We start from the raw sequence: 26,269 nt of genomic DNA, 5'->3' as shown, positions 1-26,269 counted from the left end.
CACGGCAAAGCCCCTCTCCTTGCTGGAGAGACAGACCTCCGTGGTCATCGTTCCGTCAATATTATGCTTGTTGAAAATAACTCTGTCCAGTGATACCTCCATGGTATCTTGCAAAATTATTATACAACAACCCGGGCAAAATGACAAGAGGTTAGTTCGAAATTTTCTGCCAGAACTCTTCTTCCGATAAAACCGGTATACCCAGTGCCCGGGCCTTTTCCAGCTTGCTGCCCGGGTTTTCCCCTGCTACCACAAAAGAGGTTTTTTTGCTGACACTGCTGCTGGCCTTGCCGCCCAGCTGTTCTACCAGGGCTTCCGCTTCCTTTCTCCCCATCCGGCTTAAGGTACCGGTAATGACCACCGTCTGGCCGGCCAGAGGCAAATTGTCCACAGTAACCGGATCCGCATCTTCTTCCATCTTCACCCCGGCTGCTTTTAACTTATTCAGCAAATTGCGGTTATGTTCATCGGCAAAAAACTGGACAATGGCTTCCGCCATTTTCGGCCCCACTTCCGGGATCTGCTGCAATTCCTCCTGTGTAGCCGCTGCCAGCTTCTCCATGGAGCCAAAATGGCGGGCCAGGGTTTTAGCCGCTTTGGCCCCCACATGGCGAATGCCCAGGGCAAAGAGCAATGGCCCCAGGCCCCGTTCCTTGCTGGCTGCAATAGCTTGCAGCAGGTTTTGGGCGGATTTTTTGCCCATGCGCTCCAGTGGCAATAAATCCTCTTCTCGCAAATTATAGAGGTCGGCAGCATCCCGGATCAGGCCCGCTTCCAGCAACTGGTTGACCACCGCCGGACCTAAGCCCTCGATATTCATGGCATCCCGGGAGACGAAGTGATTGATGGCCTCCCGGTTCTGGGCCGGGCAGAAACGATTGGGACAGCGCACAGCCACTTCCCCTTCCGGCCTTACTACTTTGCTACCACAGGCCGGACAGTGTTCGGGCATGACAAATTCCCGTTCCAGACCGCTGCGCTTTTCCTTCAACACTCTGACTACTTCAGGAATGATATCCCCGGCTTTATGAATCAGCACATGGTCCCCGATGCGTACATCCTTTTCCCGGATGATGTCCTGATTATGCAAACTGGCCCGGCTGACAGTACTGCCAGCCACAAACACCGGCCGCAAAACCGCCGTCGGTGTCAGCACCCCGGTACGCCCCACTGTGATTTCAATATCTTCTACCACTGTTTCCGCCTGCTCGGCCGGGAACTTGTAGGCAATAGCCCAGCGGGGACTTTTGGCGGTAAAGCCCAGGCGCTGCTGCTGGCTCAGCTTATTGACCTTGATCACCAGGCCATCAATATCATAGGGCAGCTGGTGGCGTAATACCGCCCATTCCTCTGCCAGAGCGATTACCTCTTCTATATCGCGGCAAAGGCGGCGCTGGGGATTGACCGGTAGGCCCAGCTGTTCCAGCCAGTCCAGGGCAGCGGCATGGGTGGAAATTTCCAGCCCTTCCGTCTGGGCCAGAGCATAAATGAAAACCGCCAGAGAGCGTTTGGCTGTCACTTTGGGATCCAGCTGGCGCAGAGAACCGGCCGCAGCATTGCGGGGATTGGCAAAAACCGGTTCACCATTGGCTTCCCGCTCAGCATTTAACCGGACAAACGCTTTTTTCGGCATGAAAGCCTCTCCCCGCACCTCCAGCAAGGGGGGAGCCTTGGGTAGTTCCAGGGGCAGAGTTTGAATGGTTTTGAGGTTTTCGGTAATATCCTCCCCTACTTCCCCATCCCCCCGGGTTGCTCCCTGCACAAACCGGCCCTGCTCATAGGTCAGAGCCACCGCCAGGCCGTCGATTTTGGCTTCCACCATGTATTCCGGGTCCTCTCCGCCCAGATTTTGTTTAACCCGGCGGTCAAAAGCCCGCAGCTCCTCGGCATTAAAGGCATTATCCAGGCTCAAAAGGGGAATGCGATGCCTGACCTGGCCAAAGGCTTTTAAAGGTTCTCCTCCTACCCGGCGGGTAGGCGAATCAGCCGTAATCAGCTCCGGATATTGCTCTTCCAGCTCCAGCAATTCCCGGTAGAGGGCGTCATATTCAGCGTCAGTCAATACGGGCTGGTCCAGCACATAATAGAGATAATTATGGCGGCGTATCTCCCGCCGCAATTCCTCAATGCGCCGGCGGGCGTGTTCCATATCCATACTCTCACCTCTTATCCCTTCAGCAAGGTGGCCGTCCAGGCAATTACCTGGGCCGCCGGTACAGTAATCAGCTGGGCGAATAGAGTGCCAGCTATCCGGCTGAATGACAGATATTTTACCATTACCGCCACTTCCTCCTCTTCCCTTACCCCGCGTAAGGCCTGGTCAGTGAGGGAAGCCACCTGGGGGTCAACGGCTGTGGCCAGGAACACGGTAGCGAAACCGTTGACAATGGCAGATAAAGTCACTGCAGTCGTGCTGAAGCGGGGATTCATGGCTCCGGCAAACATGGCCGACAGTACCCCGGTAGTTGCCAGGCCGGTAGCCAGGACATTCAGTAAAAAGACCTGGCCGGGCAAAGGCAATTTTTCCCCCTGGCGCACTTTGTTAATATGGCTTAAAGAAGGCGGCTTGATTTCCTTCAAACCCTGACGTAATTTGCCTGGATGTAAAAGCAACACTACCATTTTGGGCACTGAACCCACTTTTTCAAAAAGCAGAATCAAACGGCTGAAGATGCGGACAAAGCTGGGAACCAGTAAGGTTCCCAGCACTGTGCCTGCAAAAGCCGCCAGCAGCACCAGCCTGACTTTTACTGTCAGTCCGGCCAGGGTGGATTGATAGATGGCCAGGTGTTCCAGCTGGGTTTGTTCCAGTTTGCCCACTCCAGCAGTGATGGTATGAATGGCATCATCCACCAGACTGGCAAAGAGCGGGCCCTGGATGGTATTGGCCGTTGAGGCCAGCAAGAAAATCACATTCCAGAGGGAAAAAGCGATGGCCAGCCGTTTGGTCTTCACTCCCGCCAGACGGACGGAATAGGCTAAGGTGCTAATCAGATGCAAGAGGGCGGTAAAAATCATCACCACCAATAAGCGGCTTTCCATGGGCCTGGCCTCCTTAAAGGGTTTATTTACTCAAATGAGCCGTTAATGGCGGCACAACCTGTTTCTTGCGGGACATAACTCCAGGCAGATACATGGCCTGGTCGACAAGAGGCTGGCCAAAAGTTTCCTCCACCACCCGGCTTTCCGGGCCGGTGACCAGCAATTCGGTCCCTTCTTGCAGGATATCGGTAATCATCAGCAAGACCAAATCCAGGCCTTTCTCCTTGCGAATGGCCTCCATATCCGCCAGCAGTCCTGCTTTCAGCTGAGCCAGCTGAGAGAGGTCCATGGTTTCCACCTGGCCGATACCCAGGGTAAGGGGACCCATCTTGAATTCCTTGAAATCCTGATAAATGATTTCCTCATTGGTCCGCCCCACCAGGCTGGTACCGGCTTTATACATCTCCAAACCAAACTGGTCTATATCTACCCCGGCAATTTCCGCCAGCCAGCGGGCGGTTTCCTCATCCCGTTTGGTGCAGGTGGGGGATTTGAACAGCACAGTATCAGAGAGGATAGCTCCCAGCATCAACCCCGCCATGGTCCGGGGGATTTCCACTCCTGATTCCCGGTACATGCCAGCGACAATGGTCGCAGTACAGCCCACCGGTTCATTGCGGAAAAAGATGGGTTGACCGGTCTGGATATCCCCCACCCGGTGGTGGTCAATGACTTCCAGGATTTCCGCCTGTTCCAGGCCATCAACAGCCTGACTCTTTTCATTATGGTCCACTAAAATCACTTTCTTGCGGGACAGGGCCAGCAAATGATAACGGGAGACTACCCCGAGGAAGCGGTTATTTTCATCCACTACCGGGTAATTGCGGTAACGGGTTTCCAGCATTACCTTTTTGGCTTCATCTGCCAGGTCATCAGCCTGAAATACAATGCAGTCACTGGCAGGCCGCATCAAGCTGCTGACCGGGGCACTCATATTGATCAAACGGGCAGCAGCAAAAGTATCATGGGGTACGGAAACCAGGGCTGCTCCCCGCTTTTCCGCCTCCGCCCTAACCCGGTCACTGACCGTATAGCCACAGGTGATAATCAGGCAGGCCGCTTCCCGGGCCAGCGCCGTCAGTTGAGCTTCTTCCCGGTTGCCCAGGATGACCACATCTCCCGGGCTTATGTAATCTGCCATGGTCTGGGCCGCCATCGCCCCGATAATCACATTCCCGGTCAGTTCGGTACTTTCCGCCGGACCGCTCAGCAGTTGACCATTGAGAGTGCGGATAATATTTCCCAGGGTAACATGCATTTTACCCAGGTTTTCCAGCCCCAGTTCCTGCATGTATTTGTGGGCAATATCCCCCAGGGTGACCAGACCCAGAAAATGGTTTTGCTCATCCACAATGGGAATGGTTTTAATGTTGTGGGTGCGGGTGAGAATGCCCACTTCCCGCAGGGGCGTGCCCGGCAGCACTGCTACCGGTGTATCCCCGTTTAACATATCCTCCACCCGGGCTTTGACATCAGTCAGCAGAGGCGGAGCTTCCACTCCGAAGTAGTCCAGCACAAACTGGGTTTCCAGATGGAGTTTACCCGCCCGTGCCGCCTGATATTCCCCGCCCCCCAGGGCGTTTTTGAGATAGGCATAGGCAATGGCAGAACAGATGGAATCAGTATCAGGGTTTTTGTGGCCGATTACATACACTGGTTTGGACATTTTTCTACAACTGCTCCTTTCTGATTGGTGCGTATTTTGCTATAAAAACCTTGATTCCCAGGTTCGGAAAAGCAATAGAAAGCTCGGTATCTTCTCCCTGGCCCTTAATGCCGACAATAGCCCCCGGTCCATATTTTTTATGCACTACCCGGTCCCCCAGCTGCCATTCCTGTTCAGCTGCTGTCGACCCTTGAGCTGATGTGGAGGCAGCTCCCGCCTCCAGGCGGTCTACCCCGCTTCTGCTGGCCCCTGTCCCCCGTTCCAGCAAATGGGCGGGAATCTCACTCAGGAAGCGGGAAGGGGGGTTAGTGCTGATACGGCCAAAGAGGTTGCGGCTCCAGCAATGGGTCAGATAGAGCTTCTCTTTGGCCCGGGTGATGCCCACATAGCAAAGGCGACGCTCTTCTTCCAGTTCCGCTTCTTCCAGGCTGAGCAGGGCCCGGGAGTGGGGAAAAATCCCCTCTTCCATTCCGGCCAGGAAGACCACGGGAAACTCCAGACCTTTAGCGGAATGGAGAGTCATCAGAGTCACCTGCTCCCCACTTTCCAAAGTATCAAGGTCACTCATGAGGGAAATCCCGGCCAGAAAACCTTCCAGGCCTTCTTCTTCCTGGCGGGCATCAAATTCCATGGTTACCGTCCGGAATTCCCGCAGGTTTTCCAGGCGGGTCTGGGCCTCCACCGTTTTTTCCGCTTCCAGTTCTGCCTGGTAGCCGGTGCGCTCCAGCACTGCATCCAGCATTTCCGTAACCGAAGCGATCTCCACCTGCCGACGCAAATCCTCCATTAGATTAATGAAGTCCCGCACTGCCTTCTGGGACCGGGCAGAAAGTCCTGGAATTTCCTCCACTACCATTAAGGCCTGGTAGAGGCTGAGATTGCGCCGGGCCGCTTCCTGGCGGATTTTGTTCACCGTAGCTTCCCCGATATTGCGTTTGGGCACATTGATAATGCGCTCCAGACTGACACTATCAGCCGGATTGACCAGTACCCGCAGGTAGGCCAGCACATCTTTGATTTCCTTGCGTTCATAGAACTTGAGGCCTCCGACCATTGTGTACGGGATGGCATTGCCGATCAGCTCATCTTCAATGGCCCGGGACTGGGCGTTAGTGCGGTATAAAACCGCAAAATCGCTGTAAGGGCGGCCATTCTTATTTAAACGCAGGATTTCTCCCACGATAAAGCGGGCTTCCTCCTTTTCATCCCCCAGCTGCACACAGACGATTGGTTCACCTGCCGGGTTTTCCGTCCAGAGGGACTTATCCTTGCGACCCACATTATTGGCTACCACCGCATTGGCCGCAGCCAGAATAGTTCTGGTGGAACGATAATTCTGCTCCAGTTTGATTACTTTCGCCTCAGGATAGTCCCGTTCAAAATCCAGAATATTGCCAATATCCGCTCCCCGAAAACGGTAAATACTCTGATCATCATCCCCCACCACACACAAATTGCGATGGGCCGAAGCCAGCAAATTGACCAGGCGGTACTGGGCATGGTTGGTATCCTGGTATTCATCCACCAGGATATAGAGGAATTTCTGCTGATAATAGGCCAGGATTTCCGGAAACTCCTCAAACAGCTGCACAGTCAGCATGATCAGGTCATCAAAATCCAGGGCCTGGTTACGAATCAGTTTTTGCTGATAGCTCTCATAGACCCGGGACGCCGTTTCCGCCAGCCAGTCACCATAAACCCGGCGCCGCATTTGGGCCGGGGTTTCCAGGCGGTTTTTGGCATCACTGATCAGGGCAGCCATCAGGCGAGGGGAGTATTTTTTCTCATCCAGATTCAGTTCCCGCAGACATTCCTTCAGCACTGTCTGCTGGTCTGCCGTATCGTAGATAACAAAATTGGGATCATAGCCCAGATAGCTGATTTCCCGCCGCAGGATTCGCAGACAGGCGGAATGGAAAGTGGAAACCCACATGTCTCTGCTGATAGCTTCCCCTACCAGCTGTTCCACTCTTTCCTTCATCTCACCGGCCGCTTTGTTGGTAAAAGTGATGGCTAAAATCTGCCAGGGCTTGACTCCCTGCCTGATCAGATAAGCGATACGATGGGTTAAGACCCGGGTTTTGCCACTGCCGGCCCCGGCCAGAATTAGCAAGGGGCCATTGATATGGGTAACAGCTTCCCGCTGCACAGGATTGAGGTTGGCCAGCAAATCAGCCATTTTGTTCTTCCTTTCTTTGCTTGTACTAAGATTGATATATATTCTACAAAATCTGTTTGTTTCCTGCTATTTGTTTCCTGCGTAAAATTAGAGTTTTCTCCACCTGGCTTTACGGCCGATTTCTACAGGAGTAATTAAACCCTGGTCCTTTAGTTCTTTGAGAACTCTATAGACAGTAGGGCGACTGATGTCCGGACAAACTCTTTCTATATCTGAAATAGTAAATTCTGCATTGAAATGGTTAATCGCCTCTTTTATTCTTTCACCCTTACTCCCTTTATAAGAGCTTATATTACCAACCCTTTCCTCAAACTCACGGTAAGCGGCCAGAATAATCCCCAAAAAATATTCCAGCCAGGGCAACAGGTCATGCTGGCCCTCATGCCAGCCTTGCGAAGAAGCCCACAGGGTTTCATAGTATGACTCTTTGCTTTTCTCAATCAGCTTTTCCAAACTGATAAATCTACCCACTTCAAAGCCAAACTTGTATAAAAGCAGTAAAGTCAATAGTCTTGAAAGACGGCCATTACCATCTCTAAATGGATGAATACATAGGAAGTCCAAAATGAACGAAGCAGTAAGTACTAAAGGTTCAATTTCTGCTTTCGCTACTTCCAGATTGAATGCCTGACAGAGTTCCTCCATAGCCAAAGGAGTCATGAATGCCGATACAGGTTGAAAACAGGTAAGTTTGCTACCATCTGGCCTGTTTTCTACAATTGAATTATCCGTTGCCTTCCATCTTCCACCCGGGATTGACGAGAATTTATAAAGATCTCGATGAAGTTGTTGAATAACGCCTTTTGATCCTGATGCCTTCAATACTATTAGACGCTTCTGTAGATTGGATCATCGCAACCTGCCTGAGGGCATCTAAAATCTGAGGAGACTGCTGTTTGTATAAAGGCAAGTTTTTAAACAAAAAGAAAAAGGGGCTAACCCCTTTTCGTTTTTATACCCTGAAACGATTAACCATCTGCTGCAGGTTTTGCGCCAGTCCGGAGAGATTTTGGGCCGCAGCTGCTACCTGCTGGGCAATGGCCTTGAGCTCGTGAGTACTGTGACTGACATTCTTGACCGCATTGGCGCTATCATCAGTAGCCCGGGCGATATTTTCAATAGTGAGCAGGACGTTGTCACTGCCAGCAGCCATTTCCTCCGTAGCGGCAGTATTTTCCTCAGTGATAGCAGCGATATTGTCAATTGCCTGCACCACATCCCGGCTTTGCTGCTGCACATTTTGAATGGCAGCAGCAATGGCCTGGAGCTCGTCCCCTGCCTTGCGGGCGATTTCCACGATTTCCTGTAAAGCGGAACCGGCCGCATGGGCTTTGCTAACTCCCTGTTCTACCTGAGTGGTACCCGTTGCCATCGCCGCAACCGCCTGTTCGGTGGCTTTCTGGATAGTCTGGATCAATTGCCGGATTTCCTGGGTGGAACGGCTGGATCGTTCTGCCAGTTTGCGCACTTCATCGGCTACTACCGCAAAGCCTTTGCCATGTTCCCCGGCCCGTGCAGCCTCAATAGCCGCATTAAGAGCCAGCAAGTTAGTCTGTTCAGCAATATCATCGATAACCTGGACAATTTCCCCAATCTGTTTGGAGTGCGCCCCCAGCTGCTTAATATCTTCCGCTGCTGCAAATACTACCCGGCGAATTTCTTCCATACCTTGAACGGTTTCCGCTACTACCTGGCCACCGGCTTCCGCCTTTTCCCGGTTAAGACGAGCCGCCTCCTCCACCAGTTGCATGCGCTCTCCGATTTCAGCAATTCCTGTGGCCATACGGTTAACCATTTCTGCACCTCTGGTTACGTTCACTGCTTGCTCCTGGGCCCCGGCGGCGATTTGGGCAATTGCCTGACTCAACTCCCGCATGGCTGTTTCCGCGGTCTGTACAGAACTGCTCTGCAGTCTGGCGCCTTCTTCCACCACCCGGATGGTTTCATTAATGGCATTCATGATTTCCTCAGTAGTCACCGCAGCCTGCTGAGCACTGGCAGTCAATTCCTGACTGGCGCCATTCACAGCATTGGAAGTATTGAAGACCTCAGTAATAACCTGGCGCATATTTTCCAGCATGGCGTTAAAGCCCTGGGCCAGTAACCCCAGCTCATCGGATCCTTTGCCCTGTACTGCAGCCGTCAGATCTCCTCTGGCGACCTGATCAGCCACAGCCGCCAGATGGCGCACCTGTTTGGCTACCCCATGGGCAAAGATGGTGCCCACCAGCATCGCAACCAGAATTGCGATAACAGTCGTCCAGAGAATAGCTGTATTCAGGTGTTCCAGCTCAACAAAAGCCTCTGCTGTCGGCTCCTGTACAAATATACCCCAACCCAGGCGCTGCAGGGGCTTGTAACCGGCGACTTTTTCTACCCCCTGGAAGGTATAAGTGGTAAAGCCCTCTTCCCCGGCCAGAGCCTTTTTAATGAAAGGCAATTGCTCTCCTAAATTGGTTTGTTTTCTGACCAGTTCCCGGTCCGGGTGGGCAATTACAATCCCCTTTCTGTCCACAATATAGCCATAACCGCTTTTGCCCAGTTTCATCTTGGAAACCATGTCACTGAGGCTGCCCAGATCGATGTCAGCAGCCAGTACCCCGATAGCTTTACCGTTTTTATCTTTGATGGCTTTCGCTACAGTTACAATCGGCAACCCTGTAGAAGCATCATTGTAAACGTCGGTGATTTCGATTTTATCACTCTTGATGGCTTGCTGAAACCAGGGGCGTTGCCGGGCATCATAGTCTGCCGGCAGATTTGTAGTCGGAGTGATACTGGGCAAACCAGGCTGATCCAGGTATCCGGCATAAATAAACATAAACTGGGGATTATTTTTAATCACCTGGGAAAAAATCGCTCGCTGGGCGGCAAAATCCTTGCTCTCCAAAGCCGGCAGAACAGCCAGGGTTTCCACGATTTTCTCCGAAGCCCGGATATGGTTATCGGTCTCCCGGGCCAGGGAATCCACCAGAGCGTTAATCCCCTTGCGCGTCTGGTTTTCAATACCCGCCTGGGCATTTTGCCGGGCATGTACCCCGGCCACTACCAGCGGAATGATAATCAGAGCCGCAAACATAAACAATAATTTAGCACGAAAATTCCAGAACCTGGCCTTCATCTTCTCGCCTCCGCTTATAAGCAATTAAATTTTTGATTACAAATATTCGTCAATTTTTGTCTATTTCCTGCCATCAGATTTAAGTCAGTATATTATAGACAAATCGAAAAGGGTGTCTATCATTTATACACTATTGATAGACACCCTGATAAATTCATCTCCGTTTGGCCAGCTCCCGGTAGACCCGGGCCGGTTCCATGCCCTGTTCCGCCAGCAGTACCCAGAGGTGATAAATCAGGTCAGCAGCTTCCCAGGCCACTTCCTCGGGCTGACGGTTTTTGGCAGCGATAATTACCTCGGCCGCCTCTTCTCCCACTTTTTTCAGGATCTTATCCAGCCCCTGATTGAAAAGTTTGGCAGTATAAGAGCCCTCCGGCCTGGTCTCTTGCCGCTCCTTGATTACTCGCCAGAGTTCCACCAGAATTTCACTGCCCGCCAGGCTTTCTTGCTCTTCTCTCTCCCCAAAACTGAGGCGATTGTGAAAACAGGAATATTCCCCGGTATGACAGGCTACCCCCACCTGTTCCACCTTGATAAGAAGGGCATCGGCATCACAGTCATAAGCGATTTCCCGTACCAGCTGGTAGTGGCCGGAGGTTTCCCCTTTATTCCATAACTGCTGGCGACTGCGACTCCAGAACCAGGTACGCCCTGTGGCCAGGGTCCGTTCCAGAGCCTGCCGGTTCATATAAGCCAGCATCAGCACTTCCCTGGTATGCACATCCTGAACAATAGCCGGCAGCAGGCCATCGGGGCCAAACTGCAAGTCCTGGATTCCCTTTTGTTTCATATCCTCACCTTCACCCCTTGCTGCCGCAGATATTCCTTGACTTCCCTGATAGTATAAGTGCCAAAGTGGAAAATGGAAGCAGCCAGTACAGCGTCAGCTTCACCTTTTGTCACCCCATCCAGAAGGTGTGCTAACGTCCCGGCCCCCCCGGAGGCAATCACCGGTATGCGCACTGTCCGGGCAATGGCCCGGGTCAGCTCCAGGTCATAGCCATCCTTGGTGCCATCGCGGTCCATACTGGTGAGCAAAATTTCGCCTGCCCCCAGACGCTCTACCTCCTGGGCCCAGGCCACTGCATCCAGCCCGGTGGGAGTGCGACCACCATGAATAAAAACTTCCCAACCATCCCCATGCTGACGACGCCGGGCGTCAATGGCCACTACAATGCACTGGCTGCCAAACTGCCGCGCTCCTTCTGCTACCAGCGCCGGATTTTTGATGGCAGCCGTATTGACCGAAACCTTGTCCGCTCCGGCCAGCAGCATCTGGCGCATATCATCAACGGTGCGGATACCTCCCCCGACAGTAAAGGGAATAAACACCTCTTCCGCCGTTCGCCGCACTACCTCCAGCATGGTCTGCCGCCCCTCATGGGAGGCAGATATGTCCAGAAAAACCAGTTCATCGGCCCCGGCCTGGTCATAAAAGCGGGCCAGTTCCACCGGGTCACCGGCATCCCGCAAATTGATAAAATTGGTGCCCTTGACCACCCGTCCCCCATCCACATCCAGGCAGGGAATAATGCGTTTGGCTAACATCAGCCACAAACCTCCAATGCTTCACTGAGGTTGACCGTTCCCGCATAAAGGGCTTTACCCACGATAACTGCTTCAACCCCCAGACTTTCCAGTTCCTTCAGAGCCTGCAGGTCTGCCAGAGTGGCCACCCCACCGGAAGCGATCACCCTCAGTCCACTTTCCCGGGCCAGGGCAGCAATGCTGTCCAGATTAGGACCTTTCAGAGTGCCGTCCCGCCGCACATCGGTAAAGACCACCCGTTTGACCCCGATCTCCACCATCTCCCGGGCCAGTTGACCGACCGTTTTTTCCACCGTTGCTTCCCAGCCTTCAATGGCAACCAGGCCATCTTTGGCATCTATTCCCACCACAATGGCCTCCTCCCCAAAGCGCTGGATGGCTTCCCGCACCAGGGCAGGCTGGTTAATGGCCACCGTACCCAGGATCACCCGATTCACTCCCAGGTTCAGCAGCTCCTCGATGGTCTCCAGGCTGCGAATACCACCACCCAGCTGAACAGGGATTTTCACTTCCCTGACAATGGCTTCAATACAGGTCCGGTTATAGGGTTTGCCGGTAAAAGCTCCATCCAGATCGACCAGATGCAGCATTCTAGCCCCCAGCTCCTGCCAGCCCAGAGCAACTGCCACGGGATCATGGGAATAGATGGTCTCATTTTCCACCTTTCCCTCCACTAGCCTGACACACTTGCCTTCCCGCAAATCAATGGCCGGAATAATCAGCACCGTAAATCAACTCCCCGAAATTTTTTAGTATCCGCAATCCATCCCGGCTGCTCTTTTCCGGATGGAATTGTACCCCCCATAATCCGGGAGCTGCCACCGCCGCCGCAAAAGGACGACCATACTCAGACCAGGCAGCTACCGTTTCTGCCTGTGCTGCTTCCACATAATAGGAATGGACAAAATAACAATAGGTCCCTGTCGCCAGCCCCTGAAACAGCTGTTGCCCCCAGGGGTTAGCGGTAAACTCCAGCTGATTCCAGCCCATATGGGGCACCTTCAGTTCTCCCCGAAAACGCACCACCCGTCCGGGCAACAAACCCAGTCCCGGCTGTTCGGGGCTTTCTTCACTGCTTTCAAACAGAAGCTGCATACCCAGGCAGATCCCTAAAAGCGGCTTGCCCATGGCAACCAGTTCCTTTAAGGGCTCCACCCAGCCACCCCCGCTGAGCCGTTCCATACCATAGCCAAAGTGGCCAACCCCGGGTAAAATCAGGGCCCTGACGGCCACCATCTCTCCCGGTTCAGCCAGAATTTTCGTTTCCAATCCGGCAGCCTGACAAGCCCGCACCACACTGCGCAAATTGCCGGCACCGTAATCGATTATACCGACGGTCATTTTCCTACCCCCATCATAATACACCCTTGCTGGACAAAACCCCCGGAATGCGGGGATTTACCATAGTCGCCTGACCCAGAGCCCTCCCCAGAGCCTTGAAACAGGCCTCGGCCAGGTGGTGGCAATTGTGCCCCGCCAGACCGCGCACATGCAGGTTCAAGCCCCCGTGGTTAACCAGGGCCCGGCAGAATTCCTCCACCAGTTCCAGGTCAAAATTGCCTACCTGGGCCCGGGGAAAGGTCAGGTCGAAATTGAGGTAAGGCCGGCCACTCAAGTCCACTACTACCTGGACCAGGGCATCATCCAGCGGCACTGTCGCCTCCCCAAAGCGGTTAATTCCCGCTTTATCCCCCAGTGCGCGTACCAGGGCCTGTCCCAGGGTGATGCCCACATCTTCCACAGTATGATGGGCATCAATCTGCAAGTCCCCACTGGCTTCCACTGTCAGCCCGAAGAGCCCATGCTGTCCGATCTGGGTCAGAAGATGATCGAAAAACCCGACCCCGGTCTCGATCCGGGGCGGACGTATCTGGTCCAGTTCCAGTACCACCTTCACCCGGGTTTCCCTGGTTGTCCTCTCCACCGCTATGGTTCGGTTCATTTTGCCAGCACCTCTTTTACATTCGCCATCAGCAGGCGGTTTTCCTCCATTGTACCCACAGTAATTCGCAGACAATTAGTCAAACGGGGATGGCCCAGAAAACGCACCAGTATCCCCCGTTCAGCCAAAGCAGCAGCTACTGCTTGCGCTGGCCGGTCAAATTCCACCAGCAGGAAATTGGCGGCACTGGGCCAAACTTTTTTCACCCCCGCTATCTCTGCCAGCTCCCGGCTCAATTCCTCTTTATCCTTTAAGATAGTCTCTATTTGCTGGACAAACAGCTCCCGGTGGCGTAATGCCGTCAATGCTGCCAGCTGGCTAAAGGCATTGAGATTATAGGGCTGGCGCACTTTATGCAATTCCCGGATTAGCTCCCGGTTACCCAGGGCATAGCCCACCCTCAGTCCCGCCAGGCCAAAGGCTTTGGAAAAGGTACGGAGAATCAGGAGCTGGGGGTAACGGGGCAGCAAATCCACTACCGTTTGCCCGCAGAATTCGTAGTAGGCCTCATCCACTACCACCAGGGCCTCGGTCCTTTCCAGCACCTGAATGATCTCATCTCTTCCCACCAGGTTGCCGGTAGGGTTATTAGGGGTACAGATAAAGACTGCCCCGGTAGCTGGCTGCTGTGCCTGTTCCAGTAAAGGCGCCAGTTCCAGGTTGAATTCCTCATCCAGCGGCACTTCAACCGGGGTACCACCAGTAGCCAGAGTATTGATGGCATACATGGCAAAACTGGGTCCACCATAAACCGCCTGGCGCCCGGGTCCAACATAAGCCTGGCAGACCAGATGCAGGATTTCATCCGAGCCATTGCCCAGCAGAATCTGGTCAGCTTCTACCCCACAGTAGGCCGCCAGCTCAACCCGCAGCTGACTGGCAGTAGCGTCAGGATAGCGCTGAAACAGACCGGTCGACAAAGTCGCCAGCATTTCGGCCAGCACCGGTGCCGGAAACGGATGGGGGTTTTCATTGGCATCCAGTTTCACCCGCCAGGGTAATTCGTGGGGATCATAAGGTTTAAGGGCCTGTAGCCAGGCGCGCGCCTCAATCACTGCTCTCCCTCCTCTGTCAGGTCTTCCAGGCGTACCGCTACTGCCCTGGCATGGGCGGTCAATCCTTCTGTATTAGCCAGTTTGACAATGGCCTCTCCTTCTGCTTTCAAACCCCGGGCGGTATAGGAAAGGAGGCTGGTTTTCTTCATAAATGTCTCCACATTAAGGGCGGAATAGAAACGGGCGGTACCACCAGTCGGCAGCACATGGTTGGGCCCGGCCAGATAGTCCCCTACCGGTTCCGGTGTATAGGGTCCGAGAAAAATGGCACCGGCATGCTGAATACGGCCCAGCCATTGCCAGGGGTCCTGCACTTGCAATTCCAGGTGTTCAGGAGCATAGCGGTTAGCCAGTGCTACCGCTTCCTCCAGATCAGCAGTGATAATTGCCCCACCGTAAGACACCAGACTTTTAGCCGCTATTTCCCGTCTCTCCAGGGCCTGCAGCTGTTTTTCCACTTCCCCAGCTACCGCTTCTGCCAGCTCCCGGCTGGGGGTGAGCAACACTGAGGAAGCCAGCACATCATGTTCAGCCTGGGATAGAAGGTCAGCTGCCAGATAACGAGGATTGGCAGTCTCATCAGCGATAATCAGGATTTCACTGGGCCCGGCCAGCATGTCGATATTGACCCGGCCATAGACTTCCTTCTTGGCCAGGGTAACATAGATATTGCCCGGACCGGTAATCAGGTCCACCTTCCGGATGGTTTCGGTGCCAAAGGCCAGGGCAGCGATAGCCTGCGCTCCCCCGATTTTATAGATTTCCGTCACTCCTGCCTCCCGGGCCGCCACCAGGGTATAGGGACTCAAACGTCCATCCCGCCTGGGTGGAGCCACCATAACAATCTCCTTTACCCCTGCTACCCGGGCAGGAATGGCATTCATTAGCACTGAGGAGGGATAATCGGCAGTCCCCCCCGGGACATAAATTCCTACCCGCTCCAGGGGCCTTACCAGCTGGCCCAGCACATTCCCCTTTTGGTCTGGTTCTGCCCAGGATTTGGGCAGCTGTTTCTGGTGAAAGGCACTAATATTATCCCGGGCCAGGCGCAGGGCCGCCAGAAACTCCTCATCCACCCGGGTATAAGCCTCAGCTACCTCTGCCTCGGATACGCGCATGGTGGCTGCTGTTAGCTCTACCCCGTCAAAGCGGGCCGTGTAGGCCAGTACCGCCTCATCTCCTCGACATTTGACTTCCGCCAGGATCTCCCTGACTGCCTGTTCATAACAGGCCAGATCGCCATATTCCTTCATTAACAGCCGTTCTGCCTCTACCGAACCGGCTTGCAAAATCCTGAACACCATCTTCGTCCCTCCTCAACAATCACTGTGCCGCTGGCTGGTATGGAATTTCAGCTTTTCCAGTAACGGCCCGATCCGCCTATCCTTGATGCGCAGATTGACCCGGTTGGCAATCAGGCGAGCGGTAACCGGAAAAATCTCCTCCACTTCCGCCAGATTGTTTTCCCGCAAAGTACGACCGGTAGAAACCAGATCCACAATCAAGTCCGCCAGCCCCACCAGGGGAGCCAGCTCGATATTGCCATGCAGCTTGATAATTTCCATCTGCAAACCTTTGCTCTGGAAAAACTGTTCCGCCACCCGGGGAAACTTGGTGGCTACCCGGGCTGCCGCCCATTGCGACCAATCGGTTATGGGAGTGAGCGCCTTAGGAGCCGCTACCACAAAACGGCAAAAACCGAATTTCAAATCCAGCAACTCATAAACATCCTTGCCCTGTTCGGCAATGGTATCTTTCCCCACTATCCCCAGATCCGCTGCTCCGTATTCCACAAAGGTAGGAATATCCGTGGGCCGGCAAATGAGGTAATTAACTTCCTGTTCCGCATCAGTAAAAAAGAGCTTGCGGCTGTCCCCCAGCAACTGGTCTGTATTTAAGCCACAGCGGCCCAGCAACTCCACCGCCTCCGCAAACAAAGCCCCCTTGGGCAGGGCAACGGTTAAGAAATCGTTATTTTTACTGAACATAGCCCTTCTCCTCTTTAGTTAGTTAAAGTGATGATTTACTAATATACTATCATGGTAATGGAGAAAAAGTCAATAAAAAAATAAGCGCCGGATTTGCATCAGGCGCTAGAGCCATAAGCCCGGTCCAGCCCAAATGGTAACCGCCAGATTCCCGTCCCGGCGGGGCAACCAGACAGTAAAAGTGGTTCCCTCCGCTTCGGTGCTGACCAGGTTGATTTTTCCGCGATTCTTCTGAACCAGAGTGGCTACTATATCCAGTCCCAGACCATTGCCTTCAGCCCCTTTGGTAGTGAAACCCCGCTCAAAGATTAGTCTTTGCAGTTTGACGGGGATAGGGGGCCCCCAGTTATGTACCGCCAGGCGAAAGCCTTCTTCCAGTTCCTCGATGCTTACAGTAACTATCCGGTCCCGGGGCAACAAATCCTTGACAGCATAAATGGCATTATCCAGCAGATTGCCCAGGATGCGGGCCAGATCCAGACCGCTGATTTCCGCCTGACCCAGATTGGAGCGGATATTGAACTGTAACCGTATCCCTTTTTCCTCGGCCAGTGCCTTCTTCTTCCACAACAGGGCTTCTACCTCCGGCTGACTGACCAGCCGGTTTTTATTGGCCCCGATCAACTGGGCAGTGATTTCCGCCAGGTATTCGTATGCATCCTGAGGCTTGCCCAGTTGAATCAAGCCCCCGATGACCTGGAGGTGATTGAGGAAATCGTGACGATAAGCACTTAAAGTAGCATTAAACTCTTTGGCCTCTTCCAGTTGCAGAGCCTGCAGTCTGGCTTCTTCTTCCACATCAGCCATACGGATGATTTCCCTGACCATGAATACCCCCAAAATAGCGCAAAAGACCCCCAGGAGTCCGATGGTGATGAGCAAGCTATCACTTCTCAGTAACAAACTCCAGCGAGTCTCGTGTCGCCAAAATAGCTGTAAAGTTACCAGCAATAAGAAGAGCCAACCTTGCAAGAGAATATTAGCGATCAAAAAAGCCACTTTGCGGCTGATTTGTCTGGAAGGCATTTCTCCCCCATCCTTTTATCCACGAATCCTGCGCTGGTACAGGTCAAACCAGACTATCCGTCGGCGTCCAGTCCACCAGGCAGCCAGATAAACAGGAATCATTTGTAACTGGCCAACTAAAATCATTAAACGCCAGTCATTTAAAGCTTTTTGTAAAAAATTTTGTTGATTTAAGATTTTTACAACCAGTATTCCGGTAAAAATGTCAATAACTATCATGGTTAGATAGCTTAATATTGCCACAACCAGGCTAAACCAGATACGCCTCCAAACAATGCTGCCCCCTAAAGCCATCAAGGCCAAAGAAACAGGAATATGCAAACCATAAGGAAGGCCCGCCTGTTTAACCAGGGCAGCAACAACACCATCTGCCAGCGCCAGCACCAGGCCCAACCCCAGTACCTGTAGCAATGTTCCCCGCTTGCCCAGCAAGGTAGTAAACAATAACAAATAGGCTGCCATGGCCGGCCACCAGGATAGTAACAAAACCTGTAACTGCATTTTCTCCCTCTTCTTGTTTATTTTTAAAATAGCGACAGCCCAAGAAACCCGCCCTATTTCCTCAATTTTTTCGGCACTTCGGGTTCATAGACAAACAGACTACTGGTTATATCCACATTAGCCTGTGCCAGCAACAACAGCACATTAACCAACCCGCTCAAGATCCGCTTCAACATGGGTCCATCGCCTCCTCGAAACAGGGGCCGGGCTGTCGCTATTTATACTCTCTAGATGCATTTTCGACAAAATATAGCAAAAATCCTGCTGGTATCTAAAAATATTTGCCCAGCCAGTGATAAACAGGAGGCACTACCGTTAACCCCTGCCAGAACAGACCTAAAGCCATCCCTGCTGTCAACCAGGCCGGTACTGCCAGCAACCAGAACAAGAAGATGATAATCGCCCAGAAGGTCAGGGTAATCAAAGCCCGTCGACGCAGTTTATCCGCCTGTTGCCGGCTGCTCAGCGGCTTATTGGGGGCCGGCGCCGGAGCATAACGCCAGGTAATTAGGGCAGCCAGTATTACCAGCACAGGCACAACCGGCTCCAACCAGTAGGAGGCCGTCCGGGTTAGCCAGGCCAGCAGAGCCATTACGGTAGTTCCTACCATAACGCAGCGCCAGGGGGCAGTGGCATGGCCACCTCCGGCCCACATGCGCAGGGTAACTGCAGGCAGGGTTACTGCCATGGTTTCCCACCCGGTGTCCAGCAGCCAGGCCAGCAGGGCCAGGCCCAGAATATTACCGAGGGTAGTGGTAAGGATGGTCAAGGAGTAAAGGAGTACTTCCTCGTCCTCTGCCGATAGGCCCTGACTGGTGGCCAACCAGGCTGCCATTTTCTTGAGCATAGTTTATCCCTCCACTATCACTATCTCCCCTGCTGCCCGGCGCCTTCTGGCCTCAGCCAGCACTTCTGTCCAGTTCTTTTCCCTCCGCTGTAACCGTACCTCGGTATCCATCCCCTGTCTATTTACTCCCTGCCGTTCCAGAGCCAGGAGCAGCCGTTCATAGCCTATGGCAAAGCCAGTAGCAGGTAACGGCTGCCCGAAGCGGGCCAGCAGCCCATCATAACGGCCGCCTCCGCAAAGGGAGAAGCCCAGGCCGGGGGCAAAGCCTTCAAAAATTACACCGGTATAATAATCCAGCCCTCTGAGCAGGCTGAAGTCCAGGACAATCCGTTCCGCCAGGCCATAAGCCTCCAGGTAGTCCATGGTTTCCCCCAGCTCGGCCAGAGCCTGAGCCGCTTCCGGTCCCCTGGTCAGTTGCTCTGCCCGCACCAGCATCTCCCGGCCTCCCCGCAGGGTCAGCAGTTCCGCTCCCCGACCCAGCAGCTGTTCCGCCCGCACCAGGTCTTTTCTGGACACAGCGGCTTTCACTTCCCTCTCCTGTTCAGGAGTCAGGCCCTGTTCAGCCATCAGACCCTGCAGTAATCCCATGTGTCCCAGATGCAGTTGAAATTCCTTTAAGCCGGCGGCCAGCAGGCTTTCAGCAGCCAGGGCCACTACTTCCCCATCAGCCCAGCCTCCCGGCAAGCCGATCAACTCCACCCCGGCCTGGCCGTACTCCCGCCAGCGCCCTACCTGCGGTTCTACCTGGGTAAAAACCTGGCCACTGTAAAAAAGGCGCAGGGGCAAGGGCCACTGGGCCAGGCGACTGGCCGTCAGCCGCGCAATTGGAGTGGTCCAGTCCGGCCGCAGGGCCAGAATATCGCCATTGCGGTCAATTAACTTGATGACTTCCCTGCCCTCATCATTTAGGCCCAGGCTGATGCTATCCCAGTATTCCAGGGTGGGAGTGGCCACCTCCCGATAACCCCAGAGGGCAAAAGTCCGGGTCATAACCTCCTCCAGCTGCCTGCGGCTGGCTCTTTCCCCCGGCAACCAGTCTCGCACTCCTGCCGGTATGCGCCAGAATTTTTCTTTCTCCATCTCTATTCCCCTTTCTCCTCGGCCAGACGGCGCAAAATCAGCTTATAACCATCAGCACCGTAATAGAGGGCCCGTTTGACCCGGCTGATAGTGGCACTGCTGGCCCCGGTCTGTTCCGCAATTTCCCCGTAAGTGGCATTGGCTTCCAGCAATCTGGCCACCTCCAGGCGCTGGGCCAGGGCCTGGATTTCCGCCACCGTACAGATATCCTCAAAAAACCGATAGCACTCCTCCCGGTTTTGCAATAACAAAATGGCGTCAAACAGCCGGTCAACCAGTGGATGTTCCAGTTTGGACCGATAGTTCATGGTCCCCCTCCTTCACTGCCTGTTCACCTGCCATTATACGCCATTCTCATCGCTTCTGCAATATATTAGTGTTTTAATTAGTTAAAGACAAGGGGGATTAACCCCGGGGTGCATAGAGGATAATACCAGCTCCTAGCAATGCTATGGCCGCACCCAGCCCATCCCAGAAATCGGGCTGTCTGCCATCAATCCCCCAGCCCCAGAGCAGCGAAAGGGCGATAAATACACCACCGTAAGCGGCGTAAACCCGCCCGAAGGAAGGAAACTCCTGCAGGGTGGGGAGAATACCGTAGAGAATGAGGATAGTCGCCCCGGCGATTCCATAGAACCAGCCCTTTTGCTCCCGCAAGGCCAGCCAGACCAGATAGCCGCCCCCGATTTCCGCCAGACCGGCCAGAATAAACAGCATTGCTGCTTTAAACATCCCTTCACCTCTCTCTTGCTTGCTATCAAAATTATAAAGCCCTGACCGATGTTTGTACAGGTCAGGGCTACTTCTTTTACTTAACTTTTTTGATAGCCTGATTGGCCAGGTCAATAGCCTGTCCCAGGACTGTTAGCGCCTGGTCAGGGTTGTGGAAACCGCGGGAGTTTTCCGCTGCCACCCAGTCCCAGCGCCACTGAGCCTGCACGATCAAGCGCCGGGCGGCTTCCAGGTCAGCTGCCGGGCGTCCGGCTTTTTCAGCCGCGGCTACAGCCTGGTGAGCCTCCACCAGGGTTTGAGCTGCCCGCTGTTGCAACGCCCAGGTCCGGTCCTGAATCCGGTAAATCATTTCCTTGAACCATTCCGGTTTCTGAGCCCGGTGGCAAACGGCACAGGAGCGCTCCACATCTTTCAGGGGACTGGTCCACCAGTGAGAAGAATATTTGACTTTATTCTTATCCCGTAAATAGGGCATGTGGCAATCCACGCAGGTCACTCCCGCTTTACCGTGGATACCTGTCATATGAGTTTCGAATTCGGGATGCTGGACTTTTCGCAATTTGGCTTTGGAATCCGGGTGCTCCCAGTCGAAGAAAGGGCCCCCCTCATACTGGTCATAATATTTCTCGATTTGCTCCGGTTCCAGCCCGTTTTTCCAGGGAAATACCACTTTCTTGTTATCCTTGCGGAAATAATACTCCACATGGCACTGGCCACAGACATAATTGCGCATGGCCTGGCGGTTGGCTTTGGTAACATCAATCCCCCGTTCCTTCATAGCCTCCACAAATGGTGGCCGGGTAATGCGCAGGTTCATAGTTTCCGGGTCGTGGCAGTCAGCACAGCTGATGGGGACATTGATCTTCTTCCCTACTTCCTCAAAATCACTGGTAAAAAACTTATCCCCCATGTCGCGGATTAACTTGGGTACTTGCGCCGATTTGCAGGTCCAGCAAGAGGCACTGGGTTTTTTCCGTTTGGTGGCACGAATATCTTCCAGTGAATATACGTGTCCCCGTTCCTCGTTATAGTCGATACTGAAACCATAGCCTTTGAACAATTCCTTGATTTCCGGCTCTGTAGTAAATTTTGAGTATTTAACTGATCCGCCATATTTGGTGCGCTCCGCCAGTTTATTTTTTTGATAGGTCTCATATTCCAGGGGATAGACCTTGCCCCATTCGGAGGGATCATAGGTTTCTTCCTTGATGGCACCTTTCTTGATTTCCGGTCCCTTTGGCCCCTCCGGCCCGGCACAACCGGCAGCCCAGAGGACCAGGCCAGCTAAAACCAGCAAGATTATTCCTTTAGTGCGCATTGAAAAATTCATCCTTCTTTCACCCTTTCCAGCATTTGTCCATGCGGGGTTCCCCGGTGACAATTCCAGCATTTCTGTTCCGTATTGATTTTCTGCAATGTCCCTTTATGACAGCGAATACAATTGGCCTGAATCACTTCCTGGCTCTGAGGAGTAGCCCGCAGCACCGCCGGAAACTGTCCCGTAGTATTGCGATAAATATGCCCCAGGCCAGCCTTGCTTTTAAACCACCATTTCCGGGGCCACTCATGGGGAGCATGACAGTCATTACACCCTACTCCTTGATGGACCGAACTTGCCCAGGTGCGATATTCCCCCTGCATCAGATGACAATTGGAACAAAAGCGGGGCCTGTCCCCATAGGCAAAATTAATAGTCAATAAGAGCCCGATGATTACAACCGCCAGCAGTGTAAAAAAGGCAATGCGATAGCGATTTTCCACAGCCTTTCACCTCCTGGCATTAGTATGAGCAAAAAAAGAAGCCTCATGCACAGGCATGAAGCTAATTGCTGCCCAGAATTTTTTCTGTTTCCTGCCAGACAGTGGCCCAGACCAGAGAATTGTGGTGACTTTCCCAGTGATAATATTTCTCCGGAGTGCGCAGGAGGTAACGCTTGCGGGCCGGAATACCCTGCGCCAGAGCATTGGTATTGCCCACCACCCAGTCTCCGGCTTTTTTCAAAGCTGCTACCTCCTCGTCAGCTATTACCAGTTTTTCCGTCCAGGAATTGTACTCAGTTGCCAGCGGAATATATGGTACTCCCAGCGGCTTGCCCGTCAATGGCTGACAAATGCGCTTCAGGGGCTCTCTTTCCTGGACAACAAACAATTCACTATCCGGGGCCAGGTCATTGTAAAAACCGCTCAGCAGTGACCAGCCCCAGTGCGGGGTTCCCAGTGTGAAAAGCCCCAGCACCGGTCGCCCCCGGAACAGACTGTGCTCCACTACATAACGGGCCACCAGCCCTCCTTTACTATGGCCTAATAGCAGATAACAATAGCTTTTGCCATAGGGATGTCGCTTTTTTTCTTCAACTGGTAAGGCTGCGGCCAGACTGGCCGCCACCCTGCTGACATGTTCTGTTGAAGGATACTGATAGGCAAGTACCTGCTCCAGATTATAGCCCATTTCCCGCCAGTAACCCAGGAAACTGTCAGGAGCGATATGCTCCCTGTCTTTATACATTCCCCAGATAGTGCGGTCAGAAAATAAACCATGCAATAATACCAGAATCGGCCAGTCCGGTACCTGGGGCCTGGGATCCTCCTTGTCCGGCAAGCCATCTCCATCTGTATCCGGGAATAAAGGATTGGACTGAATATTATACCCTGGAACTGCCATCTGTGCTGTCAACCCGAAAGGTTTGGCCTGGCTGATACCCATTTCCTCTCCATCAGTTAAGCCATCCCCATCCGTATCTGCTCGCTCCGGATCGGTAAAAATAACCTGGCCGTATTGGGTCAACAGGCCCTGCCTTTCTTCCCCATCAGGCAAACCATCTCCATCCCTGTCCTCTGCCGGAGCGGGGGGATACAAAGCCAGCAGTTCCTCCCCATGCCAGTCATCCTGATACTGACCACCACTGGCTTCCGCCAGGTCCCGCAGCACTCCATGCACCCCAACGCCCAGGCCCAGGGTGTGAATCCTGATCCCACTGCTACCTGCCTTCTCGCCCAGTTCCCATAATACCTCCGGTCGGGTATTGTGTCCCTCTGTAAAAAGGACAATGGATTTTTCCGCTTGCGGGCGGCCTTCCCTGAGCATGTAATCTATCCCCGCTGCCACTGCCCCCTGCAGATCAGTATCCCCATCACTGCCGATCCCGGTCAGGGCAGTCCGGATCCTGGCCTTATCCACGGTCAGTGGTACTAATAATTCAGTTTTTTCGTAAAGGCCATTATTGCCACTCGATCAGCAGCCCCCAATCTCTGCACCAGGTCAGCAGCCAGTTCCAGCCGGTAGCCTTCTTTATCCACTGTACCCATGGAGCCGGAAGCATCCACCAGTAACAGCACATCCCTCTCTTTCAGTTCCTCCCGGGAAACCGCCTGTCCCAGACGCCGCCTATCTACCAGATACCAGGTGCCTGCCAGCTCCACAGCTTCCACCCGGATTCGCCCATCTTCCAGTATCCGGGGTGAAAAATACTCCATCTGCCCCCGTTCTGGCCGGTAATGGGCTACCAGCAAATTGGCCGCCCCTCCAGCTGCTGCCAGTGCCAGATCTGCCTGCAAGGTGATGCTTCCCTGTCGCCTGGGGGCAGCAATAACCTCCAGGGCCGATCCTAACAGAGCAGGATTGTTTTGCAGGGCCAAACTCTCTTTGGTCCCTTTCTCCCTGACCGCCAGCGCGTAAATCGCGGGCGCCGGCAGCAAGGCTGAAATAGCCGGTTGCAGAGGCTTGTCCGCCCTGTAATAAGTCTGCGGGTAGAGTTCCTCCCCATCACTGCGTCCATTGCCATTACTATCCCGCCGCCGCGGATCAGTCTGCAGCAGAATTTCCTCCTGGTCACTGAGGCCATCGTCATCACTATCTGGTCGCAGCGGATCTAGCCCCAGTTGCCCCTCTTCTCCATCCCTTACCCCATCAAAATCACTGTCCACAAGCTGAGCATTGGTGTTCAGCCGGGCCTCCAGCCCGTCATTAAGGCCATCGCCATCCTGATCAGGAGGTGTATGGGCCGGCCAAAGGCGATCCAGCAACACCGCCACTTCGGCCCGACTGGCCGCCCGCTCCGGCTGAAAACTGCCGTCCGGATAGCCCTGGATTATGCCTGCTGTCACCAGACGCTTGATTTCCTCCTCTGCCCAGTGCCCCCGGACATCCTGTGGCAGCTTCTTACCGTCACCGCTCCCCTTTGCTGGCAGGCCCGGCAGCCGGGCCAACAAGACGGCCAGTTCGGCTCTGGTTACCTGTCTGTCAGGCTTGAAGCTGCCGTCGGGATAGCCTTTTAACAGCCCCTGAGCCTGCGCCTGTGCCAGATAAGGGGCTGCCCAGTGGCCCCGGCTGTCCCCGGGCAACACCGGCTCTTTTGCTAATGGCTGCGCCAGCACATAGCCGTTACGCAGCAGCACCACCACCAGCTCCGCCCGGCTGACCGGCCGGTTGGGCCGGAGATAAAAGCCTTCCTTTTGCCGTTCGCCGGTGAGTATCCCCCGCTCCCACTGCCGCAGCAGAACGGCTTCTGACCAGTGGCCCTTGATATCTCGCGGCATTTCTGCCGCCCAAAGCAAAGGCAGACTGTTCAGGGTCAGCAATAGCCCCAGCCAGCCTGCCAGCAGTTGCTTCAGTCTTCCGGTCAACCCTCCCGCCTCCCCTGTGATATTTTTCTCTTTTTCTCACAGGGAAGTTTATTCGGCACGATTACAGCAATTCCTTGCCAAAAATTCCAGCAAGTTTCGACATAATGGTCATATTTTTTCACCTGGTATTACGGCCGACTTCAACTGTTCAATCTTGCCAGCAACTGGTCCTTGATTGACCTGATTTCCTCAACTATCGTGCCACCGATATCATAAGGAGAAACTCCTTCCAAATCAGCCTGTTTGATATCTTCACTTAAAGAAACAAAACCCAGCAGCTCAAAATCAGCCAAACTGTCTTTAATAAAGCGAATATCCGCCTCATCAGCTATTTTACTACCTATAGCAAAGACCTTTTTGATCCCAAGATCTTCAACCAATTTCCTGATCTGGTTAGCGGTCTGAATACTTCTCCGACCTGGTTCTACTACAACTAACAAAGCATCTACCGACTCAGCCGTACCCCGACCAAGATGCTCAATTCCGGCTTCCATATCCATAATTACCACTTCGTCTCTTTCAATCAGAAGATGTTTCATTAATCGCTTAAGTAAAGTATGCTCCGGACAAACACAACCGCTGCCACCCTGTTCAACAGTGCCCATAACCAGTAATTTAACACCCTGATGTTCCAGACAATATTTCTCAGGCAAATCATCCACTTTGGGGTTTAAAATGAAAAAGGAACCATAGCCCCCATTGGCTCCGGTACGTTCTTCCGCTAACTTTTTCATTTTAGAAAAGGGGGTTATTGTTTTGTAAAGCGACTCAGGTATACCCAGAGCTGAAGCAAGGTTTGCGTCCGGGTCAGCATCTACAGCTAAAACCCGATAACCTTCATCGGCAAAAAGCCTGGCTAAAACCCCGGAAATTGTAGTTTTTCCTACTCCGCCTTTACCTGTAACTGCTATTTTCATAG

Annotated in this window: 26 protein-coding genes; all 26 read right to left on the bottom strand. The window is 53.5% G+C overall.

The annotated features are described in order from the left end of the window. Positions 1-151 precede the first annotated feature (151 nt). Positions 152-2,149 carry an NAD-dependent DNA ligase LigA gene (gene ligA, locus CTH_RS00995; protein ID WP_207656834.1) on the bottom strand — a complete coding sequence of 666 codons (1,998 nt, stop codon included), beginning with the start codon at positions 2,147-2,149 and terminating at the stop codon, positions 152-154. Between the two features lie 17 nt (positions 2,150-2,166). After that, positions 2,167-3,042, bottom strand: coding sequence for a lipid II flippase Amj family protein (locus tag CTH_RS00990; protein WP_107752739.1), 876 nt, complete (start codon positions 3,040-3,042; stop codon positions 2,167-2,169). Between the two features lie 22 nt (positions 3,043-3,064). Beyond that, positions 3,065-4,708, bottom strand: a complete 1,644-nt coding sequence (locus CTH_RS00985) for a putative manganese-dependent inorganic diphosphatase (protein ID WP_078666053.1) — start codon at positions 4,706-4,708, stop codon at positions 3,065-3,067. Between the two features lie 4 nt (positions 4,709-4,712). Further along, a complete protein-coding gene (gene pcrA, locus CTH_RS00980) occupies positions 4,713-6,887 on the bottom strand; it encodes a DNA helicase PcrA (RefSeq protein WP_078666054.1) in 2,175 nt (724 codons plus the stop codon). An 87-nt stretch (positions 6,888-6,974) separates the two neighbouring features. Beyond that, a complete protein-coding gene (locus tag CTH_RS00975) occupies positions 6,975-7,709 on the bottom strand; it encodes a Fic family protein (RefSeq protein WP_318262716.1) in 735 nt (244 codons plus the stop codon). 130 nt (positions 7,710-7,839) lie between these two features. Beyond that, positions 7,840-10,008: a methyl-accepting chemotaxis protein gene (locus tag CTH_RS00970; protein ID WP_078665990.1), complete on the bottom strand. Its 2,169-nt coding sequence runs from the start codon at positions 10,006-10,008 to the stop codon at positions 7,840-7,842. A 154-nt stretch (positions 10,009-10,162) separates the two neighbouring features. Continuing rightward, a complete protein-coding gene (gene hisIE, locus CTH_RS00965) occupies positions 10,163-10,798 on the bottom strand; it encodes a bifunctional phosphoribosyl-AMP cyclohydrolase/phosphoribosyl-ATP diphosphatase HisIE (protein WP_078665989.1) in 636 nt (211 codons plus the stop codon). Further along, a complete protein-coding gene (hisF, locus tag CTH_RS00960) occupies positions 10,795-11,556 on the bottom strand; it encodes an imidazole glycerol phosphate synthase subunit HisF (protein ID WP_079907310.1) in 762 nt (253 codons plus the stop codon). Before hisF ends, hisIE begins: the two co-directional genes overlap by 4 nt. Next, entirely contained in the window at positions 11,556-12,281 is a 726-nt protein-coding gene (hisA, locus tag CTH_RS00955) for a 1-(5-phosphoribosyl)-5-[(5-phosphoribosylamino)methylideneamino]imidazole-4-carboxamide isomerase (protein ID WP_078665987.1), read from the bottom strand. Before hisA ends, hisF begins: the two co-directional genes overlap by 1 nt. After that, positions 12,259-12,897 carry an imidazole glycerol phosphate synthase subunit HisH gene (gene hisH, locus CTH_RS00950; RefSeq protein WP_107754226.1) on the bottom strand — a complete coding sequence of 213 codons (639 nt, stop codon included), beginning with the start codon at positions 12,895-12,897 and terminating at the stop codon, positions 12,259-12,261. Before hisH ends, hisA begins: the two co-directional genes overlap by 23 nt. Before the next feature lie 13 nt (positions 12,898-12,910). Continuing rightward, a complete protein-coding gene (gene hisB / locus CTH_RS00945; RefSeq protein WP_078665986.1) occupies positions 12,911-13,498 on the bottom strand; it encodes an imidazoleglycerol-phosphate dehydratase HisB in 588 nt (195 codons plus the stop codon). Continuing rightward, positions 13,495-14,553, bottom strand: coding sequence for a histidinol-phosphate transaminase (gene hisC / locus CTH_RS00940; protein ID WP_159071769.1), 1,059 nt, complete (start codon positions 14,551-14,553; stop codon positions 13,495-13,497). Before hisC ends, hisB begins: the two co-directional genes overlap by 4 nt. Then, complete coding sequence (gene hisD / locus CTH_RS00935) at positions 14,550-15,857, bottom strand: histidinol dehydrogenase (protein WP_107752737.1); 1,308 nt, start codon at positions 15,855-15,857, stop codon at positions 14,550-14,552. The genes hisC and hisD overlap by 4 nt, the downstream gene beginning before the upstream one ends. 12 nt (positions 15,858-15,869) lie before the next feature. After that, a complete protein-coding gene (gene hisG, locus CTH_RS00930; RefSeq protein WP_078665983.1) occupies positions 15,870-16,541 on the bottom strand; it encodes an ATP phosphoribosyltransferase in 672 nt (223 codons plus the stop codon). 105 nt (positions 16,542-16,646) lie between these two features. Beyond that, positions 16,647-17,567 (bottom strand): sensor histidine kinase, encoded by a 921-nt coding sequence (locus CTH_RS00925; RefSeq protein ID WP_107752735.1) that lies wholly within the window; start codon positions 17,565-17,567, stop codon positions 16,647-16,649. Between the two features lie 15 nt (positions 17,568-17,582). After that, entirely contained in the window at positions 17,583-18,068 is a 486-nt protein-coding gene (locus CTH_RS00920) for a hypothetical protein (protein ID WP_078665981.1), read from the bottom strand. A 53-nt stretch (positions 18,069-18,121) separates the two neighbouring features. Beyond that, complete coding sequence (locus CTH_RS00915; RefSeq protein ID WP_078665980.1) at positions 18,122-18,244, bottom strand: cyclic lactone autoinducer peptide; 123 nt, start codon at positions 18,242-18,244, stop codon at positions 18,122-18,124. Between the two features lie 95 nt (positions 18,245-18,339). After that, the gene (locus tag CTH_RS00910) at positions 18,340-18,915 is read right to left on the bottom strand and encodes an accessory gene regulator ArgB-like protein (RefSeq protein WP_078665979.1); all 576 of its coding nucleotides are present in this window, start codon (positions 18,913-18,915) and stop codon (positions 18,340-18,342) included. 3 nt (positions 18,916-18,918) lie between these two features. Then, positions 18,919-19,995: an ATP phosphoribosyltransferase regulatory subunit gene (gene hisZ, locus CTH_RS00905; protein WP_078665978.1), complete on the bottom strand. Its 1,077-nt coding sequence runs from the start codon at positions 19,993-19,995 to the stop codon at positions 18,919-18,921. A gap of 2 nt (positions 19,996-19,997) precedes the next feature. Continuing rightward, on the bottom strand, positions 19,998-20,303 hold the full coding sequence (locus CTH_RS00900; RefSeq protein ID WP_078665977.1) for a YerC/YecD family TrpR-related protein: 306 nt from the start codon (positions 20,301-20,303) through the stop codon (positions 19,998-20,000). 97 nt (positions 20,304-20,400) lie between these two features. Beyond that, complete coding sequence (locus CTH_RS00895; protein WP_078665976.1) at positions 20,401-20,727, bottom strand: YnfA family protein; 327 nt, start codon at positions 20,725-20,727, stop codon at positions 20,401-20,403. Positions 20,728-20,803: 76 nt separating this feature from the next. Further along, positions 20,804-22,045, bottom strand: coding sequence for an ammonia-forming cytochrome c nitrite reductase subunit c552 (locus CTH_RS00890; RefSeq protein ID WP_242946642.1), 1,242 nt, complete (start codon positions 22,043-22,045; stop codon positions 20,804-20,806). 8 nt (positions 22,046-22,053) lie between these two features. Beyond that, complete coding sequence (locus CTH_RS00885) at positions 22,054-22,488, bottom strand: NapC/NirT family cytochrome c (RefSeq protein WP_078665974.1); 435 nt, start codon at positions 22,486-22,488, stop codon at positions 22,054-22,056. Between the two features lie 61 nt (positions 22,489-22,549). Continuing rightward, a complete protein-coding gene (locus CTH_RS00880; protein WP_159073786.1) occupies positions 22,550-23,905 on the bottom strand; it encodes a hypothetical protein in 1,356 nt (451 codons plus the stop codon). An 11-nt stretch (positions 23,906-23,916) separates the two neighbouring features. Further along, positions 23,917-25,350 carry an S-layer homology domain-containing protein gene (locus tag CTH_RS00875; RefSeq protein WP_107752731.1) on the bottom strand — a complete coding sequence of 478 codons (1,434 nt, stop codon included), beginning with the start codon at positions 25,348-25,350 and terminating at the stop codon, positions 23,917-23,919. Positions 25,351-25,490: 140 nt separating this feature from the next. Beyond that, on the bottom strand, positions 25,491-26,267 hold the full coding sequence (locus tag CTH_RS00870; protein WP_078665972.1) for an ATP-binding protein: 777 nt from the start codon (positions 26,265-26,267) through the stop codon (positions 25,491-25,493). Between the last annotated feature and the right edge of the window lie 2 nt (positions 26,268-26,269).

This window comes from Carboxydocella thermautotrophica, assembly GCA_003054495.1.
Lineage (GTDB): Bacteria > Bacillota.
The sequence above is the reverse complement of the archived record's forward strand: the minus strand, read 5'-3'. Positions and strand labels throughout refer to the sequence as shown.

Bases quoted from the DNA above. Each gene is read 5' to 3' on its own strand.
- hisIE (WP_078665989.1), bottom strand. From the start codon at position 10,798: ATGAAACAAAAGGGAATCCAGGACTTGCAGTTTGGCCCCGATGGCCTG.
- hisF (WP_079907310.1), bottom strand. From the start codon at position 11,556: ATGTTAGCCAAACGCATTATTCCCTGCCTGGATGTGGATGGGGGACGG.
- CTH_RS00870 (WP_078665972.1), bottom strand. From the start codon at position 26,267: ATGAAAATAGCAGTTACAGGTAAAGGCGGAGTAGGAAAAACTACAATT.
- CTH_RS00890 (WP_242946642.1), bottom strand. From the start codon at position 22,045: ATGCGCACTAAAGGAATAATCTTGCTGGTTTTAGCTGGCCTGGTCCTC.
- CTH_RS00970 (WP_078665990.1), bottom strand. From the start codon at position 10,008: ATGAAGGCCAGGTTCTGGAATTTTCGTGCTAAATTATTGTTTATGTTT.
- hisD (WP_107752737.1), bottom strand. From the start codon at position 15,857: ATGGTGTTCAGGATTTTGCAAGCCGGTTCGGTAGAGGCAGAACGGCTG.
- ligA (WP_207656834.1), bottom strand. From the start codon at position 2,149: ATGGAACACGCCCGCCGGCGCATTGAGGAATTGCGGCGGGAGATACGC.
- CTH_RS00900 (WP_078665977.1), bottom strand. From the start codon at position 20,303: ATGAACTATCGGTCCAAACTGGAACATCCACTGGTTGACCGGCTGTTT.
- CTH_RS00990 (WP_107752739.1), bottom strand. From the start codon at position 3,042: ATGGAAAGCCGCTTATTGGTGGTGATGATTTTTACCGCCCTCTTGCAT.
- hisG (WP_078665983.1), bottom strand. From the start codon at position 16,541: ATGTTCAGTAAAAATAACGATTTCTTAACCGTTGCCCTGCCCAAGGGG.
- CTH_RS00920 (WP_078665981.1), bottom strand. From the start codon at position 18,068: ATGCAGTTACAGGTTTTGTTACTATCCTGGTGGCCGGCCATGGCAGCC.
- CTH_RS00915 (WP_078665980.1), bottom strand. From the start codon at position 18,244: ATGTTGAAGCGGATCTTGAGCGGGTTGGTTAATGTGCTGTTGTTGCTG.
- CTH_RS00985 (WP_078666053.1), bottom strand. From the start codon at position 4,708: ATGTCCAAACCAGTGTATGTAATCGGCCACAAAAACCCTGATACTGAT.
- hisH (WP_107754226.1), bottom strand. From the start codon at position 12,897: ATGACCGTCGGTATAATCGATTACGGTGCCGGCAATTTGCGCAGTGTG.
- pcrA (WP_078666054.1), bottom strand. From the start codon at position 6,887: ATGGCTGATTTGCTGGCCAACCTCAATCCTGTGCAGCGGGAAGCTGTT.
- hisB (WP_078665986.1), bottom strand. From the start codon at position 13,498: ATGAACCGAACCATAGCGGTGGAGAGGACAACCAGGGAAACCCGGGTG.
- CTH_RS00895 (WP_078665976.1), bottom strand. From the start codon at position 20,727: ATGTTTAAAGCAGCAATGCTGTTTATTCTGGCCGGTCTGGCGGAAATC.
- hisZ (WP_078665978.1), bottom strand. From the start codon at position 19,995: ATGGAGAAAGAAAAATTCTGGCGCATACCGGCAGGAGTGCGAGACTGG.
- CTH_RS00925 (WP_107752735.1), bottom strand. From the start codon at position 17,567: ATGCCTTCCAGACAAATCAGCCGCAAAGTGGCTTTTTTGATCGCTAAT.
- CTH_RS00910 (WP_078665979.1), bottom strand. From the start codon at position 18,915: ATGCTCAAGAAAATGGCAGCCTGGTTGGCCACCAGTCAGGGCCTATCG.